The sequence below is a fragment of the Geobacillus proteiniphilus genome, from assembly GCF_001908025.1.
GTDB lineage: Bacteria > Bacillota > Bacilli > Bacillales > Anoxybacillaceae > Geobacillus > Geobacillus proteiniphilus.
On the sequence record NZ_MQMG01000051.1, the window covers coordinates 1 to 26,510 of the forward strand.

Annotated in this window: 18 protein-coding genes and 2 pseudogenes; 6 read left to right on the plus strand and 14 right to left on the minus strand. The window is 51.2% G+C overall.

Annotation, left to right across the window (positions count from 1 at the left end; translation table 11 throughout):
* Window positions 1-128: 128 nt before the first annotated feature.
* Window positions 129-288: pseudogene (locus tag BRO54_RS19560) on the plus strand (sensor histidine kinase); the annotation flags it as partial.
* Here BRO54_RS19560 and BRO54_RS15135 read toward each other — a convergent pair.
* Window positions 283-735 (minus strand): annotated as a pseudogene (locus tag BRO54_RS15135) (hypothetical protein); the annotation flags it as partial. The pseudogenes BRO54_RS19560 and BRO54_RS15135 sit on opposite strands and share 6 nt — an antisense overlap.
* Window positions 736-1,031: 296 nt before the next feature.
* On the minus strand, window positions 1,032-2,474 hold the full coding sequence (locus tag BRO54_RS15145) for an NAD-dependent malic enzyme (RefSeq protein ID WP_074044476.1): 1,443 nt from the start codon (window positions 2,472-2,474) through the stop codon (window positions 1,032-1,034).
* A 372-nt stretch (window positions 2,475-2,846) separates the two neighbouring features.
* Between BRO54_RS15145 and BRO54_RS15150 the strand changes: the two genes are divergently transcribed.
* On the plus strand, window positions 2,847-3,740 hold the full coding sequence (locus BRO54_RS15150) for a DMT family transporter (protein ID WP_074044477.1): 894 nt from the start codon (window positions 2,847-2,849) through the stop codon (window positions 3,738-3,740).
* 201 nt (window positions 3,741-3,941) lie between these two features.
* Here BRO54_RS15150 and BRO54_RS15155 read toward each other — a convergent pair whose 3' ends face one another.
* The gene (locus tag BRO54_RS15155) at window positions 3,942-4,493 is read right to left on the minus strand and encodes a DJ-1/PfpI family protein (RefSeq protein ID WP_066227462.1); all 552 of its coding nucleotides are present in this window, start codon (window positions 4,491-4,493) and stop codon (window positions 3,942-3,944) included.
* Between the two features lie 340 nt (window positions 4,494-4,833).
* Here BRO54_RS15155 and BRO54_RS15160 point away from each other — a divergent pair, with 340 nt between their 5' ends.
* Both BRO54_RS15160 and BRO54_RS15165 read left to right on the plus strand, forming a co-directional pair.
* A complete protein-coding gene (locus tag BRO54_RS15160) occupies window positions 4,834-5,562 on the plus strand; it encodes an NAD-dependent deacylase (protein ID WP_074044478.1) in 729 nt (242 codons plus the stop codon).
* Window positions 5,559-6,431, plus strand: coding sequence for a fructosamine kinase family protein (locus BRO54_RS15165; protein ID WP_074044479.1), 873 nt, complete (start codon window positions 5,559-5,561; stop codon window positions 6,429-6,431). Before BRO54_RS15160 ends, BRO54_RS15165 begins: the two co-directional genes overlap by 4 nt.
* A 213-nt stretch (window positions 6,432-6,644) precedes the next feature.
* On the opposite strand, the gene BRO54_RS15170 is transcribed toward BRO54_RS15165, so the two are convergent.
* The 5 genes from BRO54_RS15170 to gltB form a co-directional block, all read right to left on the minus strand.
* On the minus strand, window positions 6,645-8,738 hold the full coding sequence (locus BRO54_RS15170) for a GDYXXLXY domain-containing protein (RefSeq protein WP_074044480.1): 2,094 nt from the start codon (window positions 8,736-8,738) through the stop codon (window positions 6,645-6,647).
* 146 nt (window positions 8,739-8,884) lie between these two features.
* Window positions 8,885-9,736 carry a coiled-coil domain-containing protein gene (locus BRO54_RS15175; protein WP_074044481.1) on the minus strand — a complete coding sequence of 284 codons (852 nt, stop codon included), beginning with the start codon at window positions 9,734-9,736 and terminating at the stop codon, window positions 8,885-8,887.
* 176 nt (window positions 9,737-9,912) lie between these two features.
* Window positions 9,913-10,515: a phosphatase PAP2 family protein gene (locus BRO54_RS15180; RefSeq protein ID WP_239691279.1), complete on the minus strand. Its 603-nt coding sequence runs from the start codon at window positions 10,513-10,515 to the stop codon at window positions 9,913-9,915.
* A 93-nt stretch (window positions 10,516-10,608) separates the two neighbouring features.
* Window positions 10,609-12,090, minus strand: coding sequence for a glutamate synthase subunit beta (locus BRO54_RS15185; protein ID WP_074044483.1), 1,482 nt, complete (start codon window positions 12,088-12,090; stop codon window positions 10,609-10,611).
* Window positions 12,091-12,235: 145 nt separating this feature from the next.
* A complete protein-coding gene (gltB, locus tag BRO54_RS15190) occupies window positions 12,236-16,795 on the minus strand; it encodes a glutamate synthase large subunit (RefSeq protein WP_074044484.1) in 4,560 nt (1,519 codons plus the stop codon).
* Between the two features lie 125 nt (window positions 16,796-16,920).
* On the opposite strand from gltB, the gene gltC reads away from it, so the two are divergent.
* Window positions 16,921-17,832, plus strand: coding sequence for a glutamate biosynthesis transcriptional regulator GltC (gene gltC / locus BRO54_RS15195; RefSeq protein ID WP_011230926.1), 912 nt, complete (start codon window positions 16,921-16,923; stop codon window positions 17,830-17,832).
* A gap of 308 nt (window positions 17,833-18,140) precedes the next feature.
* Here gltC and BRO54_RS15200 read toward each other — a convergent pair whose 3' ends face one another.
* Window positions 18,141-19,127, minus strand: coding sequence for an NADPH:quinone oxidoreductase family protein (locus tag BRO54_RS15200; protein WP_074044485.1), 987 nt, complete (start codon window positions 19,125-19,127; stop codon window positions 18,141-18,143).
* Window positions 19,128-19,345: 218 nt separating this feature from the next.
* On the opposite strand from BRO54_RS15200, the gene BRO54_RS15205 reads away from it, so the two are divergent.
* Window positions 19,346-19,915, plus strand: a complete 570-nt coding sequence (locus BRO54_RS15205) for a Uma2 family endonuclease (protein ID WP_074044486.1) — start codon at window positions 19,346-19,348, stop codon at window positions 19,913-19,915.
* A 248-nt stretch (window positions 19,916-20,163) separates the two neighbouring features.
* On the opposite strand, the gene BRO54_RS15210 is transcribed toward BRO54_RS15205, so the two are convergent.
* The 5 genes from BRO54_RS15210 to hydA all read right to left on the minus strand — a co-directional run.
* Entirely contained in the window at window positions 20,164-21,516 is a 1,353-nt protein-coding gene (locus BRO54_RS15210) for an aspartate aminotransferase family protein (RefSeq protein ID WP_074044487.1), read from the minus strand.
* Window positions 21,517-21,545: 29 nt separating this feature from the next.
* Window positions 21,546-23,012 carry a CoA-acylating methylmalonate-semialdehyde dehydrogenase gene (locus BRO54_RS15215; protein WP_011230922.1) on the minus strand — a complete coding sequence of 489 codons (1,467 nt, stop codon included), beginning with the start codon at window positions 23,010-23,012 and terminating at the stop codon, window positions 21,546-21,548.
* Between the two features lie 284 nt (window positions 23,013-23,296).
* A complete protein-coding gene (locus BRO54_RS15220; protein WP_074044488.1) occupies window positions 23,297-24,925 on the minus strand; it encodes a PucR family transcriptional regulator in 1,629 nt (542 codons plus the stop codon).
* Window positions 24,926-25,231: 306 nt separating this feature from the next.
* Window positions 25,232-25,462 carry a hypothetical protein gene (locus tag BRO54_RS15225; RefSeq protein WP_011230920.1) on the minus strand — a complete coding sequence of 77 codons (231 nt, stop codon included), beginning with the start codon at window positions 25,460-25,462 and terminating at the stop codon, window positions 25,232-25,234.
* A 79-nt stretch (window positions 25,463-25,541) separates the two neighbouring features.
* On the minus strand, window positions 25,542-26,510 hold a 969-nt coding region (gene hydA / locus BRO54_RS15230; protein ID WP_074044489.1), incomplete at its 5' end, for a dihydropyrimidinase.

Genomic DNA, 26,510 nt, shown 5'->3' on the forward strand with positions numbered 1-26,510 from the left:
TTTTTTTTTCAATATGTTCTTTTTATTTTTTAGTATTTTTGCTTAAAAAACACCATTAAAAACAATCTTTACAAGAACATCCAACGGCTGATACGATAAAAATAAATGAAAAACATGGGAGATCACCTATGCGCGAACGGATGCTACCAATCTTCCTTCTCATCATCGCTACTGCTTTTTTCGGAGAAATGAAAGTGAATCCGGTTTGGAAGTTCGTTTCGCTTTTCGCTCGGAAGCGCCGTTTTCTTTTTCGGGCTTATTTGGTTTCGAACGGTGCCAGTTTTTATTCGCGTGAGAATAATGCCAATCGCACCCTTGAATAGTGCGTGTTGCCCGTGACGAGGGCTTGGTTTTTTGGCAAATCGTATCATCGATCGAAACAAAAATGGGTGAATTCTCCCGTTTCGAGCTACGTTCGACACGACGAAGGATCCACTGCTGGAGTTTGCGAAGCAACGTCTCTTCCTCCCACGGGCTTTTCGTAAAAAAAAATGGCTGAGTGTCGTGCGATGGTTCGGATGAAAGCTTCCATGATGAAGATCGGTCAACGTTCCCGAAAAACCTTTCGTCACCATCGCATCCACGAGATGAACGAGATGCTTCATCACAGGTTTCGAGAAATAAAGCGCCAACCCTAACATCGTGAAAAACTTGTGAATTCCTTGATGATGTGCTCATCGATTCATGAGACATGAACCTCCTTGTGATAGTTGTGGGCACATCTATTCGAACCAAGGAATCGGGTTCATGTCTTCTTTTTTGTTTGGTTGTAAATTTGTGTTAGTGAATTTGCTCATCTACAGTCAAGAAAAAAATGAAACGGCCTTTTCTCGAAGAAATATCGAGAAAAGGCCCAAAAATATAACTTTGCGCAAAAATGCACCTTGCCTTGATGGGTCATTTTCATACCTAGGTGAAGAGCAAAATTTGCTCATGGAACTTTTCTGCGAAAAAACATATACGTTCATATTCACAATGGAGGAATTTACTTATATTGTGCAATAAAAAAGGGAGTTAACTACACACCTATTTTATTTTTGCTCCCCTGTATACCCACCTAAAGGAATATGATCTTTCCGGGCCACCCCAGTGCGGTAAGCCGCTTCGACGACCGCTTGTCTGACGCGTTCAACGACTTTGCTGTTGAAGACGCTCGGGATGATGTATGTTTCGTTCAATTCATCCTCCGTCACGACAGAGGCAATCGCCTTCGCGGCAGCGAGCTTCATTTCCTCGTTAATTTCTCTCGCCCGGCAGTCGAGCGCCCCGCGGAAAATGCCCGGGAAGCAAAGGACGTTGTTAATTTGGTTCGGATAATCAGAACGTCCGGTCGCCATGACGCGCACGTACGGCTCGGCCAGCTCCGGATCAATTTCCGGAATCGGGTTGGCCATCGCAAACACGATCGGGTCGCGCGCCATTTTTTTCACATCTTCCACTTTTAAAATGCCGGGAGCTGAGACGCCGATAAACACATCTGCGCCGGCGATGACATCGGACAAGCTTCCTTTCAGATTATCCGGATTCGTGATTTGCGCATATTCTTGCCAATACGGATTTTCATACGTTTCATCGCGATGGATGGCGCCATGACGGTCGACCCCGATAATGTTGCGTACGCCGGCCGCAAGCAAAATTTTCGTGCAGGCAATGCCGGCCGCGCCAATGCCGGTTAAGACGACTTTAATGTCCTCGAGTTTTTTGTCGACGATTTTCAGCGCGTTGAGCAGCCCGGCGAGCAACACGACCGCCGTACCGTGTTGGTCGTCATGGAACACCGGGATGTCGAGCTCTTCCTTCAACCGCTTTTCAATCTCAAAGCAACGAGGAGCGGAAATGTCTTCGAGGTTAATGCCGCCAAACGCTGGGGCGATCGCTTTCACTATTTGGATGATCTCTTCCGTATCTTTCGTATTCAAGCAAATCGGAAACGCGTCCACTCCGGCAAATTCCTTAAACAGCATCGCTTTCCCTTCCATGACCGGCATCGCCGCATACGGGCCGATGTCGCCAAGCCCGAGCACCGCCGTGCCATCCGAGACGACGGCTACCGTATTCCGTTTAATCGTCAGCGAATACGCCTTGCGCGGATCCTCAGCGATGGCCGTGCAGACGCGCGCCACGCCCGGCGTGTACACCCGCGACAAGTCATCACGCGTTTTCACTGGGATTTTTGAATTTGTTTCAATTTTCCCCCCGATGTGCATCAAAAACGTGCGGTCGGAAACGTTGATGATTTTGACGCCTTGAATTTTTTTCAGCGCCTCAATGATCAAATCGCACTGCTTCGTGTCGAGCGCGCTGACGGTGATGTCGCGCACCGTATGGACTTTGCTTGATGAAATGACGTCAATCCCGACAATGTCCCCGCCCGCTTTGCCAATCGCGGCGGCGATATCGCCGAATGAGACGATATCTTTTTCGAACTGGAGACGAATCGTAATGTTCATCGCTGCCCCGCCTGGTAATGCCATAATGATCGTCCTTCCTTTTCTCTATTTTCATAAGTAAATCTCCTACGGTACAAATGTTATCCTATGAGTAGGAAAAAGACAACCCTTATTGTGCAAGCCTCTTCCTTGTGGGTGCATATTCTTGCAACGGTTTTTCCGCCAAAAAGCAAAACGAGCCAACATCATCGGTATACGCCTTGATCCGTCCGTGTCATCCCTATCGCTTCCCCCATACAAGCTGCCATTCGTTTCTCAGCATTGCCAAAAAGGCAAGGATGATGCATTGATGTTAGGAAAACAAACCGACCGGTGCCCAGCAAATGTTAAGAAGGAAATCAGGACGACGATGAAGTAAAAGTAAAAGAAAGGAAAACAAGACAGGAGCGAAAAAAAATGAAAGAAAAACTGTTTCTAGTGCTGGCAAACTTGTTTTGGGCTGGAAATTACGTCATCGGCAAGTCGGTGATCACGGAAACAGGCCCATTTTGGCTGACGTTAATTCGTTGGTGCGCCGCCTTCATCGTGTTGGTTCCCGTATCGTACTGGCTCGAGCGGCCGCGCTATCGGGATGTCATGAAACAATATTGGCTTCCGCTCGCTGCGGCCGGGGTGCTTGGCATCATTGGCTACAACTTGCTTTTGTACAGCGCGCTCGCCTATACGTCATCGATGAATGCGGCGATCGTCAACTCGCTCAATCCGGCTATCATCGTCGTGTTGTCATATGTATTGCTGCGCGAGCGGCTGTCGAAAACAAATATCGCCGGCTTTTTGTTGTCGCTCGCCGGCGTGCTCTTTATTTTAACAGACGGACACGTGACGCACGTCTTCCAAACAGATTATAACCGCGGCGATTTGATGATGCTCGCGGCCGGCGTCGTCTGGGCGCTTTATTCGATCATCGGCAAAAAGCTGCCCGTTCCGCCGATTACAGCGACAACGTGCTCCGTCTTTTTCAGTTTGCTGATGTTATGGCCGTTCGCGTTTTTTTATCCGTTTCCGGCTGGGCACATAAGCGCGGCCGGGCTCGCCGGGGTCGCTTATATTGGCCTGTTTCCGTCTGTTCTTTCCTTTTTGTTTTGGAACGTGTCAGTGCAAAAAGTCGGTCCGAGCCATGCCGGCGTGTATTTGAACTTGATTGCCGTCTTTACCGCCGCCATTACGTTTTTGCTCGGCGGCGCCCTGTCCGTCCCGCAGCTTGCCGGCGGCGCGGTCGTCTTATTTGGCGTCTATTTGGCGACGAAAGCACCGAAAGCAAAGCCGGAACAAGCGAATATCGCCGGATGAGGGAGATTGCCGCCGCACACGATCGGGCCGCTTGTCTCTGTTTTTCTTCCGTGCCGGCTGGCGTAATGGTAAAAACGGTTACACACCATGACAGGGGAGCCTTCGGCCACCAAAAGAAACAGCGCTGGCCGCCGGCCAAGGCTCCTTCGCCTCAAAAAACGGCCTCCCCATGCCATTGCAAAGGGGGAGACCGATTTTCCGCTATTGAAGCAATCGGAGAAACTCGCGCATAAACGCCGGCAAATCCGGCCACGCATGGGCAGAAACAAGGTTGCCGTCAACATGCACCGTATTGTCAGACACATACGTCGCCCCAAGCGCCTCTACCCCCGGTTTGCAGGCGATATACGCTGTCAAGCTTCGTCCTTTCAAGACATCCGGCATCGTTTCAAAGATGAGTGAAGCATGGCAAATTGCGGCGATTGGCTTATTCGCCTCAAAGAAATGGCGAACGATGCGCTGCACGTTCTCATCAAGGCGAATGTATTCCGGAGCGCGCCCGCCCGGGATGACCAATCCGTCGTATTGCGCCGGGTCAACCTCGGCGAACGACGCATGAGCGTCGATCAAATAGCCTTGCTTTTCCACGTACGTATCCCAGTCGGCAAAATCATGGACGACGGTATGCAGTTTCTTTTTCTTCGGCGCGGCAATCGTGACCTCATGCCCCTCTTCGAGCAAGCGATAGTACGGGTAGTACACTTCAAGCGCCTCCACCGCATCGCCGGTGATGATCAACACCTTTTTGCTCATTTTCCTTGCCCCCTTGTCCATTTTTTCCTTCTCTTTTATCATAATGGAAACAGGCGGAAAGGAAAAGCAAAATGATTGTCGAACTTCTTATTGGATTCACCCTTTTGCCGAAACGAAAGAATGATTTGCTGCAGCGAAAAAGCATCTTGTCTATTTTCTCCGCTGCTCGAAGCAAGCCTTGGCGTGCTGGGAGACCGAACAACCACCCGCTTCCCGATTATCAGTTCCATGCATGAATGTGGAGAACAGCTTCGATCTCCCGATAATCGATCAAACAGCTCTATTAAAGCTATAAATGTGAAAATTTCAACTTTCATCATAAAATGAAGGGGGAACAAACATGTCCATCGCTTCATGGCTGGCCGCCTCGCGCCGCACCGTTGTGCTGACCGGCGCCGGCATGTCAACCGAAAGTGGGCTGCCCGATTTCCGCTCGCCGCGCACCGGGCTGTGGGCGCGTTTTAACCCGAGCGAACTCGCTACCATCGATGCGCTGTACCATCGCCGTGAATCGTTCGTCGAGTTTTACCAATATCGCATTCGCACATTGCAACAGTGCCAACCGCATGACGGACACCGCTTGTTGGCCGATTGGGAGCGGCGCGGGATCGTGCAGACGATTGTGACGCAAAATGTCGATGGCTTTCATCAAGAAGCGGGAAGCCGACGCGTCATTGAACTCCACGGCTCATTGCGCACTGTCCATTGCCAGCAGTGCGGACAACAAAAACCCAGCTTCGCCTATTTGCACGGTGTATTGACGTGCGAATGCGGCGGAGTTTTGCGCCCGTCGGTCGTGCTGTTTGGCGAGCCGCTGCCGGAGAAAACCATCGATCAAGCATGGGAAGCGGCCCGTCAAGCGGACTTGTTCGTTGTGCTCGGCTCCTCTCTGCAGGTATCCCCAGCCAACCAGCTGCCGCTTGTTGCCAAGCGGAGTGGGGCTAAACTCGTGATTATCAATTGGGAACCGACTGAACTAGACGATCTCGCCGACGCTGTCATCCATCAGCGAAAAATCGGTGAAGTGCTGAACGAGCTCAATGAGCAGTTGGCGGAGGTGGATCAATGAACAAGGAAACGATGTTGCAAATGGCGCTCCAATCGATCGGTGATCATTCCCGCATCCGCCATTGGCGCCGCGTCTCGGGCGGCGACATCAATGACGCCTACCGCGTCCGAAGCGACAAGCAAACGTACTTTATCAAAATGCAACGTTTCCCACCGAGTGGATTTTTCGCTGCCGAACGGATGGGCCTCGAGCTGATCAGGCAAGCACGCGCCATCGACGTTCCGCATACCTTCGGCTTCGGGGAAGCGGACGGTTGGGGCTGGCTCGTCTTGGAGTGGATTGAAGGAGCAGAAACGGAACAGACGGCGGAACAGCTCGGCCGCGGCCTTGCCCGCCTCCATCAATGCCGCGGGCCGGCGTTTGGCCTTGCCCGCGATACCTATATCGGGACGCTGCCGCAGCGAAACGGATGGTACGGCCGTTGGCTCGACTATTACCGCGACGCCCGCCTCCTGCCGCAAATGATGCGAGCGGCGGAGAGAGGTCTCCTGCCCGCCAAGCGGCGCAAACGTCTCGAACGGCTGCTCGAGCGTCTTGACCAATGGCTCCCGGATGACTGTTTTCCGTCACTTTTGCATGGCGATTTATGGGGCGGCAACTGGATCCCAGGGCCAGAAGGCGTCCCATATTTGATCGATCCATCTGTTTTATACGGCCATCATGAGTTTGAGATCGCTTTTACCGAGCTGTTTGGCGGTTTTCCAGTCCGGTTTTATGAGAGCTATCGCGAGCTTATGCCGCTCTCTCCGGAGTATCATGAGCGGAAACCGCTCTACCAACTGTTTTACTTGCTCGTGCATTTGAATTTGTTCGGTGAGGCGTACGGTGGGGCGATCGACCGCGTGCTTGAACGTTATACGGAGGATTGACACTCCACACGGCTAAATCCGTGGGATTCTTGGGGCGTTAGCGTCCTCATCCATTTTTGTCCCCACGCCTGCCACAGCGATATATCGCAGCCCAAGGTCCACCCCCATGACTTTCGTTTACTTGTCATATGGCACGTCCAGTTGATCCAGTGATTCATTGAAACAATCAAAAAAAGCGAACGCCCCTAACGCGGAGCCCGCTCTCCGGCGGGCTCATTTTGCGCTGATCGCCTCAAGCAGTGCATCGCCATTTTCGCTCACGCGCACATAGGCAAAGCGGGCGCGCTCTTGCCATTGCCTTCCGGTCTTTTCTGGAACGAAATACGATTCAATGCCATACACCACTTGTGGGCCGTGAAACGTGCCGGTGATGATCACATCTCCCGGTTGCGGCGTGTATCCCGGCCTTTTTTCTCCATTGACCGCATATACTCCAGCCAAACGATGCACCCCGTCCTCTCCTTTTCGCAACCCGACTTGCACCCGTCCGCTACCGTCAAGCGACGGAATTGTGGAAATATCGTACCGAAGCTGAATATAATCCCCTTGCAACACTGAACGCGGGTCCAATGGTTCAATCTCAAGCTTCACGACATCACCATATTGCAATAGCCGCTCCTTTTGCCACACGGTATAACCTAAGAATGAAAATTGGGCGACCACAACAGCGAGCACAAGCAGCGAAACGCGTCGGCTCCAGTGCACTCCTCCAGTCCATGTGAAACCATTTCGTTTCTCCAGCCAAACCGTCCATGCGAGCAACACAACTCCCGCCGCGAGCAAACTGACCGATTTATGAAGCAAATTCCACGCCAGTTCATAATACTTCAACACAAGATAAAGCACGAAATACACCGAAGCGACCTTTCGCTCCGGCCGCCGCCCGCGAAAAAGAAAGAAGGCAAGCGCGGCAATCATGGTGATATTCAGAGCCATGTACAGCCCATCAGCCGCAAACACATCAACGCTTGTCGCAATCCCAAGCGCGCCGAACGCCAAGACAAGCGGAGTGAGAAACGGCGTTCCACTCCAGCGGCCATACGCATACAGCCCGCCGTTGACAAAAGCCAGCGCGAGCAACACCATCCGTCCGTTATCCACAACCGAATCAAGCCCTGCTGCCAAATATAGCGTCAGCGCTACCGTTGTCAACCGGCGCACCGCACTGTCTGATGATCGGACGACCCCGATAGCGAGCCCGATGGCATAGATGAACAGCGCCGCCCGAGACACTTCCCACGCCATCGTCAATCCAAGCCCGTAGCCGACAGCAAGCAGCGTATAACGAACCGCCGTATTCCAACGCCGACCAAGCCAAGCGGGAACGACAAATCCAAAGACGGAAACGAAAAAGAGCACATACGGCGACCATGACTCCGCCCAAATCAAATACAAACCGAGTAGGCTCGCCGTTGCCAACGCCGATGCTGCAAGCGTGACAATGGCTTGAAACGCCGCCAAAAACCGCCTCCCGGCTTTCGTCTCCGCTGAAAACAGCCCAGTCCGCCGCAATAGCACAATTCCACCGTATAGCACTGCAACAGCCGCCATAAGCCCAATAAGAAGCAGCCACGTTTCAAAATGATCAGCGAGCAGGCGAATGTATTGAATCAACAAAAACAGTCCGGCAAACAAACTCGTCAACAACACATACGACCGCTGCTTAGCGATGACAAGAAAATAATAAAGCAACCCGGCAAGCAACGCCGCATAAACGTATGGCCACCAGACGTCGCGCCCATATGAAAAGCCGGTCACCCCAACAGCAAGCAGCCAGCCATGCATGGCAATATAAGCGAGATGGGCGACTAACGGCGTACGGCTGACACCAACCAGCACGCCGTTGATCGCTGCAAACAATAAGAGCAAACCAAACGACGACCATTCCGTCCATTCAATCCGATAAGCCGACGGAAAATAATAAAACCAGCACGCGAGTTGCAACAAACCAAGCGCAATAACCGACAGCGACCGTTCTTTTGTCAGTGGCGCTAACACAGCAGTCGGCACAAGCCAGGCAAGAAACAGCCAATAACTGTCAGCGTGCGAATTGTAAATTTGCCCAAGCAACGCCAACGCAATACCAAACGCCAACACCCCACCGATCAACATCCAGCGTCCTAAAAAACGATGGCGGCCCGCCAGCGCCGCGCTTGCCCCGTAAAACCCCACCATCATGCCGATGCTGATCCCGACTTTCGCCTCTCGCCCCATTTCAGGCCAGTTGGCGGCAAAAAAATAAACAATACCGGCAATGATGCACAAAAACGCCAACGCATACCCCGTTTTCACGATACGGGCCGCCATATCGCTTCCCCCTTGTGACTTTATCTTTTCTATAACATATGCTGAAAAAGCTGTCTAGAAGACCAGTGAAAACACGCCTTATTCAATCGCATTTTCCTAGTTACCACCGGCCTTCTAGACTTTTTTCTTTGTTGCGGTGAAGAAAATTATGGTTGGAGATAATTTTTTAAGTGGAAAATTTCCATATCATGCTCTGTCACTTTTTTCATCAAATAATCGATGGATGCCTGTTTGGAAGAGAACTCGCGCGAAGCCATATCAAGAGCGGCCTGATGCTTATGGAGCATGTTTTCAATGTGGCGAAAGTGGCTCCGCATTTCTGTAGCAAGGTAGTCAACTTTTTCTTCGAGCCGTTGCTGTCCTTCTTTCAATGTTTGGACATCGTCCTTGACCGCGTCCATATCGGCTTTCAATGTTTGGACGTCGCCTTTGACCGCGTCCATGTCGGCTTTCAATGTTTGGACGTCGCCTTTGACCGCGTCCATGTCGGCTTTCAATGTTTGGACGTCGCCTTTGACCGCGTCCATGTCGGCTTTCAATGTTTGGACGTCGCCTTTGACCGCGTCCATGTCGGCTTTCAATGTTTGGACGTCGCCTTTGACCGCGTCCATATCCACTTTTAATGTGCGCACATCCTCCTCAACCCGGTGAAGCCGTTGTTCCAAGCGGGCTTGTCCCTCCTGTAACAACTGCACTTCATCTTCCAAGCGCGCCTGCCCTTCTTTGAGCGCCTGCACCTCTCCTTCAAGGCGCATCTGCCCTTCCTTGAGCGCTTGCACTTCTCCTTCCAGCCGCGCTTGCCCTTCCTTGAGCGCTTGCACTTCTCCTTCCAGCCGCGCTTGCCCTTCCTTGAGCGCTTGCACCTCGCCTTCCAAGCGCGCCTGTCCTTCTTGAAGCGCTCGGACATTTCCTTCGATCCGATCGAGCCGCACGTGGATGGGATTCAGCTTTTGGTCAAGCAGTTCGGCCATCATTTGCACGAATTCGGCTTGCCCCATCGTTTCACCTCCTTTTCCCCATTGTATCATTGTCTCGATCAACGCGATAGTATAGAAAAAGAGATTTTCTCCTTCCTTTCGACAGCATCAAAGCACAATATAAAGCCGCAAATCGGCTTCACAACCGAATAAAAACGGGACAAAAATCGTTTTTTGTTATGACCCAACATATCGGACTATAAACGCCCGCATTGCTGGACCAGCGTACGATAAAGAGCAAGGCAGGCCGATACGTAGGCACCCCCAAGCAAAAACCCGCCAAGCACATCAGACGGATAATGCACTTGCAGACTTAACCGGCTTAAGCCGGTCAACAGAGCAAGCGCTCCAAAAACGCCGTAAATCGCGGCCCACTCGCCGCGCTTCGTGCGCGTTTGCGCCAAAAAGTACGCCAAAAGCAACAAGTAAATCGTCCCAATCATCGCGTGACCGCTTGGAAAACTGAACCCGCCGACTTCAGCATGAGGCGGTCGAGCCCGTCCAATGATATGTTTTAGCCACTCATTGATGCCATATCCCCCGCCAACAGCGACCACAACCAACACCATTCCGTAGACATCGCGGCGGAAGAACCATAAACCAATGACAAGCATCACACTAATCATGCCGATCGTTTCCCCGTTGCCAAAGAAGGTGAACGGATCAAGCCATTGCCATGAATCAAACAACCGCAGCCCACCTTCATCGATGGCCTTTGTCAGCCCAGTGGCCATCGCCGCCCAAACAAGCAAAAAAAGGGCAAGGCCTATGGCTGACGTGATCCATAATCGCCGATTCATGTTGAGCACCACTCTCCTCCTTCTATTCCTTTTCCAGCAAAACAAAAAAAAATCCTCCTTAAAAAGCGCCACTTTTTAAGGAGGAAACAACCATTACGGCAATTTCGTCTCTCCCATCAGGAACCGGTCGACTTCACGGGCCGCCCCCCGGCCTTCATGGATGGCCCAGACGATCAAGCTTTGGCCGCGGCGGGCGTCGCCAGCGGCAAACACGCCCTCGATGTTTGTTGTATATTTGCCGTAAGGGGCTTTCACTTTGTTGTTGGTCGTTTCAACGCCAAACTGCTTCAACAACGGCTGCTCCGGCCCTTCAAACCCGATGGCGATAAACACCAAATCGCACGGCCATACTTGTTCCGTCCCCGGAATTTCTTTAAAGATCGCTTTGCCGTTTTCATCGATGATTTTTTCCATTTGAATCGTATGCAGCTCTTTCACGCGGCCGTGCTCGTCGCCAACGATTTTCTTTGTTTGAATGCAATATTGGCGCGGGTCGGCGCCGAATTTCGCTTTTGCTTCTTCGTACGCGTAGTCAAGCGTAAAGACGAGCGGATATTGCGGCCACGGGTTATCGTCCGGGCGCTTGTCCGGCAAAGCAGGGTGTTTGCCGAACTGGACGACGCTTTTACAGCCTTGGCGCAGCGCGGTCGCCACGCAGTCGGCCCCCGTGTCGCCGCCGCCGATCACGATGACACGTTTTCCTTTGGCATCGATAAACTGGCCGTCGGCAAAATTCGAATCCAATAAACTTTTCGTCACGCCGGTCAAATAATCCATCGCAAAATGGACACCCTCAAGCTCCCGGCCTTCAATGGCCAAATCGCGCTGCTTTTGCGCACCGATGCACAAGACAACGGCGTCGTACTGAGCACGCAGTTCGTCAGCCATAATATCTTTGCCGACTTCGGTGTTCGTAATAAACGTGATGCCTTCCTCTTCGAGCAGACGCACCCGCCGTTTTACAATCTCCTTTTCCAGCTTCATGTTCGGAATGCCGTACATCAATAAGCCGCCGATGCGGTCAGCCCGCTCATACACCGTCACCGAATGGCCGGCTTGGTTGAGTTGGTCAGCGCAGGCCAACCCGGCCGGGCCGGAGCCGACGATGGCCACCTTTTTCCCCGTGCGCGTCTTCGGAATACGCGGTTTCACCCATCCCTCGGCAAACCCTTTATCAATAATGGCCCGTTCGATTCCTTTAATCGCAACCGCTGGGTCGGAAATGGCCACCGTGCACGATCCTTCGCACGGCGCCGGACAGACGCGGCCGGTGAATTCTGGGAAGTTGTTGGTCTTTAAAAGTCGGTCAAGCGCTTCTTTCCAGCGGCCTCGGTACACCAAATCGTTCCATTCTGGAATCAAGTTGTGCACCGGACACCCCGAGGTAAGGCCGTTTAGCTCCAATCCCATATGACAAAACGGTGTGCCACAGTCCATACAGCGGGCGCCTTGGCGGGCCAGCACCTCTTCCGAAAACGGCTGTGTATATTCTTTCCAATCATCAAGACGGGAAAGCGGGTCGCGCTTTTTTTCCTCCTCGCGTGCATATTCCATAAACCCTGTTGCTTTTCCCACGATGGTTCCCCTCCTTCTTTCCGTACACGTCCTCTCTTCTCCCCGATGCGGCCTTCCCGCCTGTTAGGCCAGTCAAAAAGCGAGCCCCGCGCGGCCGCGGGGCCAAAGCGGCGCCGCCATGCCACAGCCGCCCGAAAGGAAGACCTTACTTCGCGGCCACTTGCAACACATGGGCGCCGACGGCAGCCGCTTTTTTCTGTTTCGCCACCGTTTCAAACGCCGCCATGACGGCTTCTTCATGCGAAAACCCAGACTGTTCGAGCGTTCGAATCGTTTCGACCATCAGTTTGTAGTTGCGCGGAATGACTTTGACAAAGCGGCGGACATACGCGTCCCACTCTTCGAGCACTAACACCGCCCGCGGGCTTCCCGTATAGCGGTAATGGTTTTCGATCATCCGACGCACGTTGCGAATTTCTTCCTCGTCTTCGAGCCGCTCAAACGAGACGAGCTCAAGGTTGGCCGTCTGCTGCCAACTGTCTTCGTCAGCGAGGACGTAGGCGATGCCTCCTGACATGCCAGCGGCAAAGTTTTTGCCAACCGAACCGAGGATGACGACGCGGCCGCCGGTCATATATTCACAGCCGTGATCGCCGACTCCCTCAACAACGGCATGAACGCCGCTGTTGCGCACACAGAACCGTTCACCGGCGCGGCCGCGAATGTACGCTTCACCACTTGTTGCTCCATAGAAAGCGACGTTGCCGATAATGACATTGTCCGCTGCGGCAAACGGCGCCTCATGCGGCGGGCGGACGATCACTTTGCCGCCCGAAAGCCCTTTGCCGACGTAGTCGTTCGCGTCGCCGACGAGCTCGAGCGTCATTCCTTTCGGCACAAACGCCGCAAAACTTTGCCCGGCCGATCCGGTGAAATAGAGGCGGATCGTATCATCCGGCAACCCTTTCTCACCGTAGCGCTTCGAAATTTCGCTGCCGGTCATCGCCCCGACCGTGCGATGAACGTTGCGGATCATCAGCTCGAGCTCAACCGGCTCCTGCCGCTCAAGCGCTGGCTGCACCGCCGGCAAAATTTCTGTATGATCAAGCGTCTCTTCCAAACGATGGTTTTGCCCTTTGCTGCAAGTGCGCGGTCCATCGACTTGGTACAGAAGACGCGACAAGTCGAGATGTTTCGCTTTCCAATGCGCTTTCGCCCGCTCGCTTACCTTCAAGACATCGACGCGGCCGACCATTTCGTCGATCGTGCGGAAGCCGAGCTCCGCCATAATTTCCCGCACTTCTTGAGCGACAAAGTACATAAAGTTGACGACATGTTCTGGCTTCCCGGTGAATTTTTTGCGCAGTTCCGGATTTTGCGTCGCCACGCCGACCGGGCATGTATCCAAATGGCAGACGCGCATCATGACACAGCCTAAGACGACAAGCGGCGCGGTCGCAAACCCGAACTCTTCAGCGCCAAACAGCGCCGCCATCACGACATCGCGGCCGGTCATAAGTTTGCCGTCGGTTTCTAGAACGACGCGGTCGCGCAACCCATTGAGCATGAGCGTCTGGTGCGTTTCCGCCAATCCAAGCTCCCACGGCAGGCCTGCGTGCTTAATGCTCGTTTTCGGCGAAGCGCCCGTGCCGCCGTCATAGCCGCTGATGACAATGACATCGGCGTTCCCTTTCGCCACGCCAGCGGCGATCGTGCCAACGCCGGCTTTGGCGACGAGCTTCACGCTGATGCGCGCATCTTTGTTGGCGTTTTTCAAATCATAAATGAGTTGGGCCAAATCTTCAATCGAGTAAATGTCATGGTGCGGCGGCGGAGAAATAAGCTCCACCCCCGGCGTGGAGCCGCGCACTTTGCCGACCCACGGATACACTTTGTTGGCCGGAAGCTGCCCGCCTTCGCCTGGTTTTGCTCCTTGGGCCATTTTGATTTGCAATTCATCGGCATTGACCAAATAATGGCTTTTTACGCCAAAACGTCCGGACGCCACTTGTTTGATCGCGCTGCGGCGCCAGTCGCCGTTTTCATCTTTCACATAGCGGGCCGGGTCTTCGCCGCCCTCGCCGCTGTTGCTTTTTCCGCCGATCCGGTTCATAGCGATCGCCAGCGCCTCATGGGCTTCCTGGCTGATCGAACCGAACGACATGGCCCCTGTTTTAAAGCGGCGGACGATCGACTCGATCGGTTCGACTTCCTCAATCGGCACCGGCTGTCGGCTCGAATCGAAATCGAACAAATTGCGCAAGAACGTCAACTGTTCTTCATTGGCCAGTTTCGAATATTGTTTATAGAGGTTGTAGTCGTTTTTCCGGCATGCCCATTGCAGCAAATGGATCGTCTTCGGGTTGAACGCGTGATGTTCGCCGTTGCGGCGCCATTGCAGCTCGCTGCCCGTATCCAGCACATCGTCTTCGTACCGTGCGTCAAATGCGGACTCATGGCGCATTTTCGCTTCTTTGGCGATTTCCGCAAGCCCGATGCCGCCAATTTGCGATGCCGTGCCGGTAAAGTATTCATCAATGACATCGTTGCCGATGCCGACCGCCTCAAAAATTTGTGCGCCGCGGTAGCTTTGCACCGTCGAAATGCCCATTTTCGACATCACTTTGACGACACCGTCAACAGCCGCCTTGATATATGTTTTCACCGCTTCACGGTAAGACAAGGCGATCGTGCCGTTTTCTGACGCTTGGCGGATCGTCTCCAGCGCCAAGTACGGGTTGATGGCGTCCGCCCCGTAGCCGATGAGCGCCGCAAAATGATGCACTTCACGCGCTTCACCGCTTTCTACAAGCAGGCTGACGTTCGTGCGCGTCCCTTTGCGGACAAGATGCTGGTGAAGCCCGCTTGTCGCCAACAAAACCGGAATGGCGACATGTGTTTCATCAACGCCGCGGTCGGACAGCACAAGAAGCGCCGCCCCGTTTTCGATCGCTTCATCCGCTTTGGCAAACAGCTCATCAAGCGCCTGTTTCAAATCATCAGTAAACAGCGTCGGCAGCACCGCGCACGCAAATTCCGGGTACGGATTGGCTTTTAACGCTGCGAGCTCTTCGTTCGTCAATAGCGGAGTTTCCAAGCGGATGCGCCGCGCCGCTTTGGCGTCCGGATGCAAAATGTTCCCTTCTTTGCCAAGCAGCGTCATCGTCGAGGTGACGACATATTCGCGGATCGCATCAATCGGCGGATTTGTCACTTGGGCGAACAGCTGCTTGAAGTAGTTGAACAAACTTTGCGGCCGCTCCGACAGCACGGCAAGCGGAGCGTCCATGCCCATGGCGCCGGTCGGATCTTTTCCTTCCGCCGCCATCGGCAAAATCGTTTTTTCCACATCTTCAAACGTGTAGCCGAACGCTTTTTGCAGTTTGACGAGTTGCTTCGGCGCTTCGACGTCCTCCGGAATTTCCAGATCGCCAAGCGTGATCATTTGCTCGTTGATCCATTGGCGATATGGCTTTTCATGAGCCATTTCTTCCTTGATTTCCTGGTCGGAGATGATGCGCCCTTGCTCGAGGTCAACCAAAAGCATTTTCCCCGGGCTCAGCCGTTCCTTATATAAAATGTTGTTCGGGTCGACATCAATGACGCCGACTTCGGATGAGAAAATAATGTAGTCGTCTTTGGTGACGTAATAGCGGGCCGGACGCAAGCCGTTCCGGTCCAAAATGGCGCCGATTTGCTTGCCGTCGGTGAACGAAATCGCCGTCGGTCCGTCCCACGGCTCCATGAGACAGCTATGGTACTCGTAAAACGCCTTTTTCGCATCATCCATCTGCTCATCCCAAAACCACGGTTCCGGAATGAGCATCATCGCGACATGGGCCGGCTTCCGGCCAGCGAGAACGAAAAATTCGAACGCATTGTCCAAAATCGACGAGTCGCTGCCGTTCGTATCCAAAATCGGCACGACTTTTTCCAAATCCGCGCCGAACGCTTCCGACACAAATTGCTTCTCGCGCGCCGTCATCCAGTTGACATTGCCGCGCAGCGTGTTGATCTCGCCGTTATGGATCAAATAACGGTTCGGATGGGCCCGCTCCCAGCTCGGGAACGTGTTCGTGCTGAAGCGCGAGTGCACGAGGGCAAACGCCGAACGGAACCGTTCATCTTGCAAATCCAAATAAAACGCATCGATTTGTTCCGGCGTAAGCAACCCTTTATAAACGATCGTCCGGCTCGAGAAGCTTGCTACGTAGCACTCGTTGTTTTCCACACGCTTTTCAAATTGTTTGCGAATCATGTACAGTTTCCGTTCAAACGCCAACTCATCGGCCACGTCATCACTTGCCGCGACAAACACTTGGCGGATGAACGGCTGGCTTTGCCGCGCCAGTTTGCCAAGCTTTTCACGATCGACCGGAACTGTCCGCCATCCGAGCAGCCGTTGCCCTTCTTGAGCGACGATCTCATTGAACATCGATTCATAGTACGCCCGTTTCGCTTCCTCTTCCGGCAAAAAGAACATCCCGACCCCGTAGCGCCCTTTTTCCGGCAAGTTCATCCCGCCGCACACCGCTTGAAAATACTCATGCGGAATTTGCGTCATAATGCCCGCGCCATCGCCCGTTTCCGGATCGCTCCCTTGTCCGCCGCGGTGTTCAAGCTGGCGAAGCATATGAAGTGCCTTTTTGATAATGTCGTGCGACGGTTTTCCTTTCAAATGCGCATAAAACCCGATCCCGCATGCATCATGTTCAAATTCCGGGCGATATAACCCTTGCGCTTCCGGTAATCCGTAGTGTTTCATGCTGCCTTCCCCTCCCGTTCCGAATTGTCTGTAATATTCATTGTAGTTTTCAAAATTAATATAAACAATATATAATTTAGATAAAATCCATCTCATTTTGCGATCAATCAAAAGGAGGGAGAAAAATGGAGCTGCGGCAACTGCAATATTTCGTGGAAGTCGCCCGGCGCGAACACGTCTCCGAAGCCGCCGATGCCCTCCATGTCGCGCAGTCGGCGATCAGCCGGCAAATCGCAAACTTAGAGGCGGAGCTTGGCGTGCAGCTTTTTGAACGGGAAGGGCGGAACGTGAAGCTCACCCCCATCGGCCGTCATTTTTTGCCGCACGCCGAAGCGGTGTTGAAGGCGGTCGATGATGCAAAGCAACAAATCGAAGAATATTTAGACCCGGAGCGCGGGACGATTAAAATCGGGTTTCCGACAAGCCTGGCAAGCCACATGATGCCCATGGTCATCTCCGCCTTTAAAGCGGAACACCCAAACGTCTCGTTCCATCTCCGCCAAGGGTCGTACTATTATTTAATCGAAGCGGTGAAAAAACGGGAAATTGACTTGGCCTTTCTTGGACCGATTCCCGCACGCGAAATCGGCATCAAAGGGGAAATTTTATTTTCTGAACCGTTTGCGGCCCTCCTGCCGAACAGCCATCCGCTCGCTCGCCGCGACCGGATCGTGTTAAACGAACTGCGCCACGACCCGTTTGTTACGTTTCCAAAGGGATACATTTTGCATCAAATCGTCATTGACGCTTGCCACCAAGCCGGATTTTCGCCCAACATTTCATCGGAAGGCGAAGATCTCGATGCCATTAAAGGGCTTGTCTCCGCCGGCATCGGCGTGACCCTCTTGCCGGAGAGCGCCCTGTCGGAAAGCTTGCTTCGCTACGCCGCCAAAGTGCCGATTGAAATGCCGCAAGTGAAGCGAAATGTCGGCATCATCGTCTCCGACCATCACGAGCTCGCCCCGTCGGTGAAAGTGTTTTACCGGTTTGTGAAAGACTTTTTCTCCGAGCTGGAGCGGTACCAATTGCGGGGATAAAAAAAGACGCAGGCGCTGCTTCCTGCGTCTTTCTCTTATTCTTCTGCACGCCTGCCTCCCCCGTCCCCTTCACTCTTTTTCGTTTAGAAGACTGGTGATTTAATGAAAAAATCAGCTCAACAATATCCCTTCTCAAGTTAAGAAACCTTGTAAAATTGGCTCTTCTTTCCCAACAAAAATCACCCATTTGACGAAAATGATCGTTTTTCACCGGCCTTTTAGGAAGTGTTAGTGTCAAGGACAAAACAAGAAGGAATGTGGAAGCATCGGGCTTTTGGCGTTGCTTCAAGCAGACCGCGTCCCGAACGTCATCCTAACCGCACCACCATCCGGCCGCGCAGTTCGCCACGCAAAATGCGCTTAAGCGCTTGCGGCAATTCAGCGAGCGAAATCTCTTGAGCAATCCGCTCAAGATCCGGCTTTAAGTCGCCAGCGAGCCGCTCCCAAATGCGGAGGCGCACATCCATTGGACAATAGACAGAATCGATGCCAAGCAAGCTGACACCGCGCAAAATAAACGGATGGACCGTCGTCGGCACTTCCGCCCCTCCGGTCAGTCCGCTCACCGCCACGGCTCCGCCGTAGCGGATGCGGCTTAACACCGTGGCCAGCGTCCGGCCGCCGACCGGATCGACTGCCGCTGCCCAGCGCTGCTTATCAAGCGGACGAATGTGCTCGGCCGTGACGTCCTCTCGCGTCAACACTTCTTTCGCCCCTAAAACGCGCAAATAATCGTGCTCCGCCGCTTTGCCTGTGCTCGCTTCCACCGTGTAGCCGCGCTTCGCGAGCATCGACACGGCCAGACTCCCGACTCCGCCCGTCGCCCCCGTGACAAGCACCGGTCCGCGTTCCGGCGTCAACCCATGCTCCTCAAGACGGTGAATGGACAGCGCCGCTGTAAACCCAGCCGTCCCGATCGCCATCGCTTCTTTCAACGTCAACCCTTTCGGCAGCGGAACGAGCCATTCGCCGTGCAGGCGAGCATATTCACTGTAGCCTCCGAAATGCGTCACGCCGATTTCATAACCGGTCGCAACCACTTCGTCCCCTTCGCGAAAACGCGGATGTTGCGACGAAACAACCACCCCGGCCAAATCAATTCCCGGCACAAACGGATACGTTTTCACAATTTTGCCGTCCGGAATGGACGCCAATCCGTCTTTGTAATTGACGCTCGAATAATGGACGCGGACAAGGACGTCGCCTTCCGGCAAATCATCCATGGAAATCGTCTGCACACCGGCGGTAAATTCTGTTTCGGTTTTGTTGACAACAAACGCTTGAAATGCGGACATCATTCTCTCCCTTTCCCCATACATTCTTCACTCATGTCATTCGACAAACAAACGCCAGATTCCTTTTTTATCATCCTGAACCAAGAAGACCCTCACTCCCGCTTGTGAGCGTAAGCGGGTGATAAATAAACGTCTAATGAAAGTCCTCCCTACACTTCCTTGATTTCTTTTGCTAAACTGTAAACAAACGTATCCTTAAAATGAAAGAGGGTGAAACAATGGGCAATATCCCTGACTCGAACAAAATTTACACTTATGCTGACTGGAAAACATGGGAAGGTCGCTGGGAACTTATAAATGGAAAAGCATATAATATGACACCTGCTCCATCTTCGGAACATCAATTTGCAGTCGGAGAATTGTATTTTGCTTTGCGCCATTTTTTCCAAAACAAACATTGTTATGTTTTTATAGCGCCGTTTGATGTATTCCTTAGCAAAAATGAAACGTATGAAACCCCTGATGACATTGTCCAACCCGATATTGCCGTGATTTGCAATAAAAAACAGATTGTCCAAAAAGGATGTTACGGGGCACCTACACTGGTTGTTGAAGTCTTGTCACCTTCAACCGCTTTAAAAGACTACAACGAAAAATTTTATACTTACCAACACTATGGAATTGCGGAATATTGGATTGTTGATACTGCTAATAAAATGATTCATGTGTACTATTTGCACGAAGGTACATATCAACGACATGCAACATACGGACAACAAGACACGCTGCATTCCGCACAATTTAAGGACTTAGCTATTCCATTAACGTATGTATTTGAATGGGGTTAAAACGGCTCTTGTTCGGAATGACCATTCAGTGTTCATGATCGATCTTTCGTCAAACACACAGGAATCGATGATCGGGCAGCCTGCCCTGAGGCAGGTGTCTAAGAATCTCCCATCTCGAAGAACAAGCGCATAGGCGGGAGAACGTTCAGCCCTAGCGACAGCCGCCTGCTTCTATGTTTTTCCGAATGTCTGCACGAAGGCAAACAAAACACCAGCCTGTCGACCCAAGCTGGCGTTTGTCCTTCTTCTTATTGAATGGCCGCTAGCGCCCCGGTCAAGACACGCACCACAAACGAAAGTTCATCATCCGTGATGCAAAGCGGCGGCGATAAGGTGAGTACGTTGTTGTATCCGGCGACCGTCGTTCCGTTCTTGCCAATGATGAGGCCGTTTTCTTTGCATCGATTGATCACTTGATTGACAAGCGACACATCAAGAGGCTCTTTCGTCGCTTTATCAGCGACAAGCTCAATGCCCACAAGCAGCCCTTTGCCGCGCACATCGCCGACATACGGGTGGTTGGCCAAGTTCGTTTTTAGCTCATCAAGCAGCCATTCCCCGGCCTCTCGCGAACGATCAAACAACCGCTCCGTCTCCATGATCTCGATGTTTTTCAGCGCCACCGCACAAGCAGCCGGGTGGCCGCCAAATGTATTGACATGGCGGAAATAGTCGTATTCGCCTGTTCCTTTGAACGCGTCATAAATATCCTTGCGAACAGCGGTGGCCGCCAACGGCAAATACGCGCTCGTAATGCCTTTCGCCATCGTGATGATGTCCGGCTTGACGCCGTAGTTTAGAAATCCGAACGCTTTTCCCGTCCGGCCAAAGCCGCAGATGACTTCATCGACAATAAGCAAGGCGCCGTGTTTTTCACATACTTCTTTGACCGCTTTCATATACCCGTCCGGAGGAATGAGCACGCCACCCCCGGTGATGATCGGCTCCATAATGACGGCAGCGATCGTTTCGCTCAACTCCCACGTCATGACATCATCAATGGCCTTTACCGCCCGCAGCTGGCGCGGATCGTCAGCTGAATCGGGGTCGCGGTAGACATCCGGCGGCGGCACATGGATGAAACCTGGGGCGAGCGGCTCGTATTTGTATTTCCGCTGCGCCTGCCCGGTGGCTGAGAGCGCCCCCATCGAGTTGCCGTGGTACGCCCGGTAGCGGGAAATGATTTTGTACCGATGATGCTCCCCGCGCTGCTGGTGGTATTGGCGGGCGATTTTAAACGCCGTTTCGTTCGCTTCCGACCCGCTGTTTGAGAAGAAGATGACATACTCATCGCCCAACAGTTCGTTAAGCCTTTCCCCAAGCTGGATTGCCGGTAAGTGGCTTTGCGTCAACGGGAAATACGCCAGCGTCTTCAGCTGCTCATACGCCGCTTCGGCGAGTTCCTCGCGCCCGTAGCCGACGTTGACGCACCAGAGCCCGGCCATCGCATCCAAATACTGATTGCCAGCTGCATCCGTCACCCAGCAGCCTTTCGCTTCGGCCGCAATCAGCGTTGCTTGTGGGTTATATGGCTTCATCGAATGCCAGATATATCGATCATCTTTGTCGAGCCACAGTTGGTGGGTTTGTTCAGTTTGCATGATTCTCTGCCCCTTTCACCCAACACAGGTTAAAAATCAAACCGGGAAGTAATCATCTTTTTGCGCGTGTAAAAATTCACGCCATCTTTTCCATTCACATGAAGATCGCCGTAAAACGAATCTTTCCAGCCAGAGAACGGGAAAAACGCCATCGTCGCCGGCACGCCGACGTTAATGCCCAACATCCCCGCATCGGCCTCTTCACGGAATTTCCGGACGGCCTTCGCATCCTTTGTATAAATCGTCGCCCCGTTCCCATACCGAGACTTCCGAATATAGCTGAGCGCTTCATCTAAATCATTGGCCCTCAGCAAACTTAATACAGGTGCGAAGATCTCTTCTTTCGCGATCGTCATATCCGGGGTGACATAATCAAAAATCGTGGGACCTAAAAAATTGCCTTCGGGTCTATCATCCATTTCCTTTCGCCCATCGCGCAGCAATACCGCGCCCTCTTCAATCCCCTTTTGAATGTAGCCTAGCACCTTTTCACGATGAGACTGCCGAATGACCGGGGTTAATAACACTTCCGGATCCATGCCATTCCCAATAATCAACTCATCCGCTTTTTGTTTCAACCGACGGACGAACGTTTCATTTTCCCCGACAATCACGACTGCACTGCAAGCCATGCAACGCTGGCCCGCGCTGCCAAACGCTGAGCTGATCACATGTTGTACGGCCGTCTCTACATCCGCATCTGGCATGACAATATGATGATTTTTCGCCCCCGACAACGCCTGCACTCGTTTGCCTTGCGCTGCTGTCCGTTCATACACATACTTGGCCACTGGCTGTGAACCGACAAATGAAATCGCACGAATATCCTCATGATCAATCAAGGCGTTGACCACCTCATGCGCTCCATGAACGACATTGAGCACCCCAGGAGGGGCACCTGCCTCCGTAAACAGTTCTGCTAACTTATTGGCCAAAATGGGCGTCCGTTCCGATGGCTTCAATACAAACGTATTGCCGCACACAATCGCCAACGGGAACATCCAAAGCGGCACCATCATGGGGAAGTTGAACGGAGTGATCCCTGCCACAACTCCCAACGGATAACGAAACATTTCCGAGTCAATCTCTTCCGCAATATTCGACAGCGATTCCCCCATCAGCAAAGTCGGAGCGCCGGCCGCAAACTCCACGCATTCAATCCCCCGTTGAATTTCTCCGTACGCTTCTTTATACGCTTTGCCATTTTCCTGTACGACAAGCTCCGCTAATTCCTCATGATGCTGGTTTAACAAATGGTGAAATGAAAACATAATCCGCGCTCGTTTGGGAACAGGGACATCTTTCCACGTCGCAAACGCTTTCTTGGCTGCTTGCACCGCTTGATCGACATCCTCTTTGGTTGAGATCGGAACACGCGCCAACACTTCCCCAGTCGCCGGGTTCGGGACTTCTAGCGTTTCTGTGCCACTCGATGCCACCCACTGTCCACCGATATAGTTTTTGAGAACCGTTGTTTCCGGTTTGGTGATGGACATCAGATTCTCCTCCTTATTCCTATCTTTGTTCATGATCTAAATATTTTGTATTGTTACACAAAATTATCCTCCAGTTTTTGATTGCCTTCACTAGACAAAGCGTAAAAGCGATTAGCCTATTTATTCCACAATGTGACCAAATTTTGAAAATGTGCGCGCCTTGGACTGAGATTTTCATGTCGGTGGAGAGCAAAAAATTGCTCATGGATGTTTTTACGAAAGAAATCCCCCTAGAAGCCTACGGCATCTTCTGCTTTTCGCTTCTCAGGGGGGAGACTTCTTACTTACAATCTTCGCAACCGATCATGCTGCACATATTTGTTTTCCATACTTTGCGATTGTAAATATTCATATGCCTTGATCATAAACTCAATAGCGAGCCGTTTTTCCGGATTCATAAAATCCTCTCCTAAAAGCGACTCTAGTTTTTGGATTCGATGATACAGCGTTTGCCTAACGACAAATAGTCTTTGTGCGGTTTCTTTTTTTGAACCGTTACACGCCAAATATACCTTTAACGTTTCCAACAAGTTTCCATTATATTTTTCATCGTATTGAAGAACAGGCTCTAAGTATTCCATGACAACTTCATACAAATCATTGTATTTATGAATAAGGGAAATAATTCGATAGATATGCAAATCCTCATAAAAACAGCTATTGGCTCTGCCGCCAAGATGATGTTGAATTTTGATCGTCTCTAAAGCCGTCCGATAACTTTTGTCCATATGAGAAACATTTTCGATAAATTTTCCGACCCCGACAACAAATTGAGGTAATTTCTTCTTTTGAATATAATCCGATTCAAGCAAAGAATTCAGTCCTATTTTCATTCGACTTTTCCATGTTTTCATTTCCCTGTTATTGATCATAATAAATACGATGCTGCTGTGAAAATCGACAGGAAATGTCGAAAAACCTTGTTGTTCAAAAATCGTCCGGCATAGCATTTTAAAATAAATCATGTCTAAATTCGAGCATTGCTTCATTGAAGATTTAAAACGGACAACAAGCACTGTCCCTCCTTTTGGATTTGGCTCTGCCCCATACTCAGCCAAATAACTAAACACATTTTCAATGGGATGCTCTCCCTCTAGCCAGCTTTTCAACCACTCATTTTCTTCTACTCTCTTTTTTTCATCGACATACAAATCACGAAGCAGATGCTGTGCCAGCGCAGTTGCCGTACGATCCAAAATCAGCAGATCAAATTCGCTGATTTCCTTTCCGGTTGACACAATGGATAGCTCGGCATATTCATTCCCGAGAAATTGGATCGGTTGGGTGGCCACTCTTTTCTTGGAAGCTGCGTTGTCGTCAACTATCAACTGTTCTTCCTTAAATGTTTTGCTGTATTTAGGAAATATCTCCACCTCTCTGCCGTTTATTTTAAAAACCACTTGATGTCCCGAATAGTGGTGCAATAGTTTTAAAATTTCACTATAATGGTCCATTGAAAGTAATTTTTTGTTTAATTGCTGTGAATATGATTCTAGTCCGGAGATGATTTCATAGTGTTGGTTAATTAAATAAGTGTGGATGTCTTGGGTGATCTCAACGAAAGGCACTTCTTTGAGAAAGAGAATGATCGGAAAGTGATGCGCATTCGCTAAATCGATTACTTCTTGCGGAACAGAAGGAGTATGCATACCGATTTCAATACATAATCCCGAAGCGTCACAGTTGATAAGCTGTTCTACAAACGATCGAAACAGTTCCTTATTTTCCTTCCATCCTACCCCAGTAGATAAAATCAGCTCTTTTCCGTTTAACAGATGATGGATTTTCGCAACCTCGACAACATGAACCCATTTTACAGTGCGGTTGAGCCCATTATGCCCTGCAGCCACTTCAACATGTTCAAAATGTTTCCGCTTTAGAATATCAGAAACCGTTAATGTAGGAGTCTTCATACACTTTGTTTCACTCCCCTTACAGCAATCATGGCAATGCCATTTTAATATTAGGCAGCGTAAACGGTCGCTCCTGCTTCTATCACAAATTTTTATGTAACGGCTTGGCTATATATGGCCTTCTACGTTTCATTATACAGAAAGCAACATCATCGATCTCGTTTTATGTTATGAGATGTGACATTCATTTAGGCGATTCGCGCTCTGTTTCATGAAAATCAAAGCGCCGGCCCTGCCTCTATAATGATTGAGGATATATAGAGGAACTCGTTCCGGCGCTTATCGCGATGTGCATCGCTCTTCTCTCTATTCGTGGTGTTTTCTGAGCTGGCGGATTAATAATGACGAAAAATATTTGCGTGCATCAGCGTTTGTAATATGCAGTGTTTGGATATCTCTTGTTTCTGACAAAGAGTCTTCTTTCTCAAATTCAACAAACGATCCGCTTAAATTTTCTTTTACGCTTTTCATATAGTATCCTTGTTCAATTAAGTAATCGATCTTTTCTCGCTCACGTAGAAACTGATGGTAAGTCATCACACACCCCCCGCTTCTCGTCGTGACCCGCATCCTTACCGCCAGGCACAGCTTGTTGGTGTTCAATGATTTATTTACGTTAGGACATTTTCACCACATCTTGGTCGGCCATTAGCGCCCCATATTTCGCGCGTTTAACATATTGGCCGTACCCCGGTTTCCCGACAAATTGTTTATCACGTACCACAAATTCTCCTCTACATAAAACCGACACGGGTTCCCCTGTTACTTTCATCCCTTCAAACGGATTATAATCCACAGCCATATGGTGTGTTTCGGCTGAAATCACCCGTTCAACCGTTGGATCAAAAATGACTAAATCCGCATCCGCACCGACGGCAATGGTTCCTTTCTTCGGGAATAGACCAAACAATTTGGCGATTCTTGTTGATACAATATCAACAAACTGGTTGAGGGTAATTCTCCCTTTTTTCACTCCTTCACTGAAAAGAATACTTACCCGATCCTCAATAATAGGACCACCATTTGGGATTTTGGTAAAATCTCCCCTTCCTAATTCTTTTTGGCCTTTAAAATCAAATGAGCATTGGTCAGATCCGAGCGTTTGCAGCTGGCCGTTTTTCAAGGCATTCCATAGCACTTCTTGATGCCATTTCTCACGAAGCGGCGGTGACCATACATATTTAGCACCTTCAAAATTCGGCTTTTCTAAATAGGACTGATCGAGCACCAGATACTGGGGACAAGTTTCGCCCCATACATTCAACCCCTTATTGCGCGCTTCAGCAATTTTCTCTACCGCTTGAGCACACGATACATGAACGACGTACAATTGCGAACCAGCGAGTTCTGTCAATTGACAGGCGCGCCCCGTCGCTTCTCCTTCTAGCTCTGGAGGTCTCGTTAATGCATGATAAATCGGATCAGTATGCCCGTCCTCCAAGGCTTTTTTCGTTAAATAGTCAATCACGTCTCCATTCTCGGCATGCACCATGACAAGCGCTCCGAGTTCTTTTGCCGCGACTAGCGTCCGATACAAGGTTCCATCATCAGCTTGAAACACATTTTTATACGCCATAAATACTTT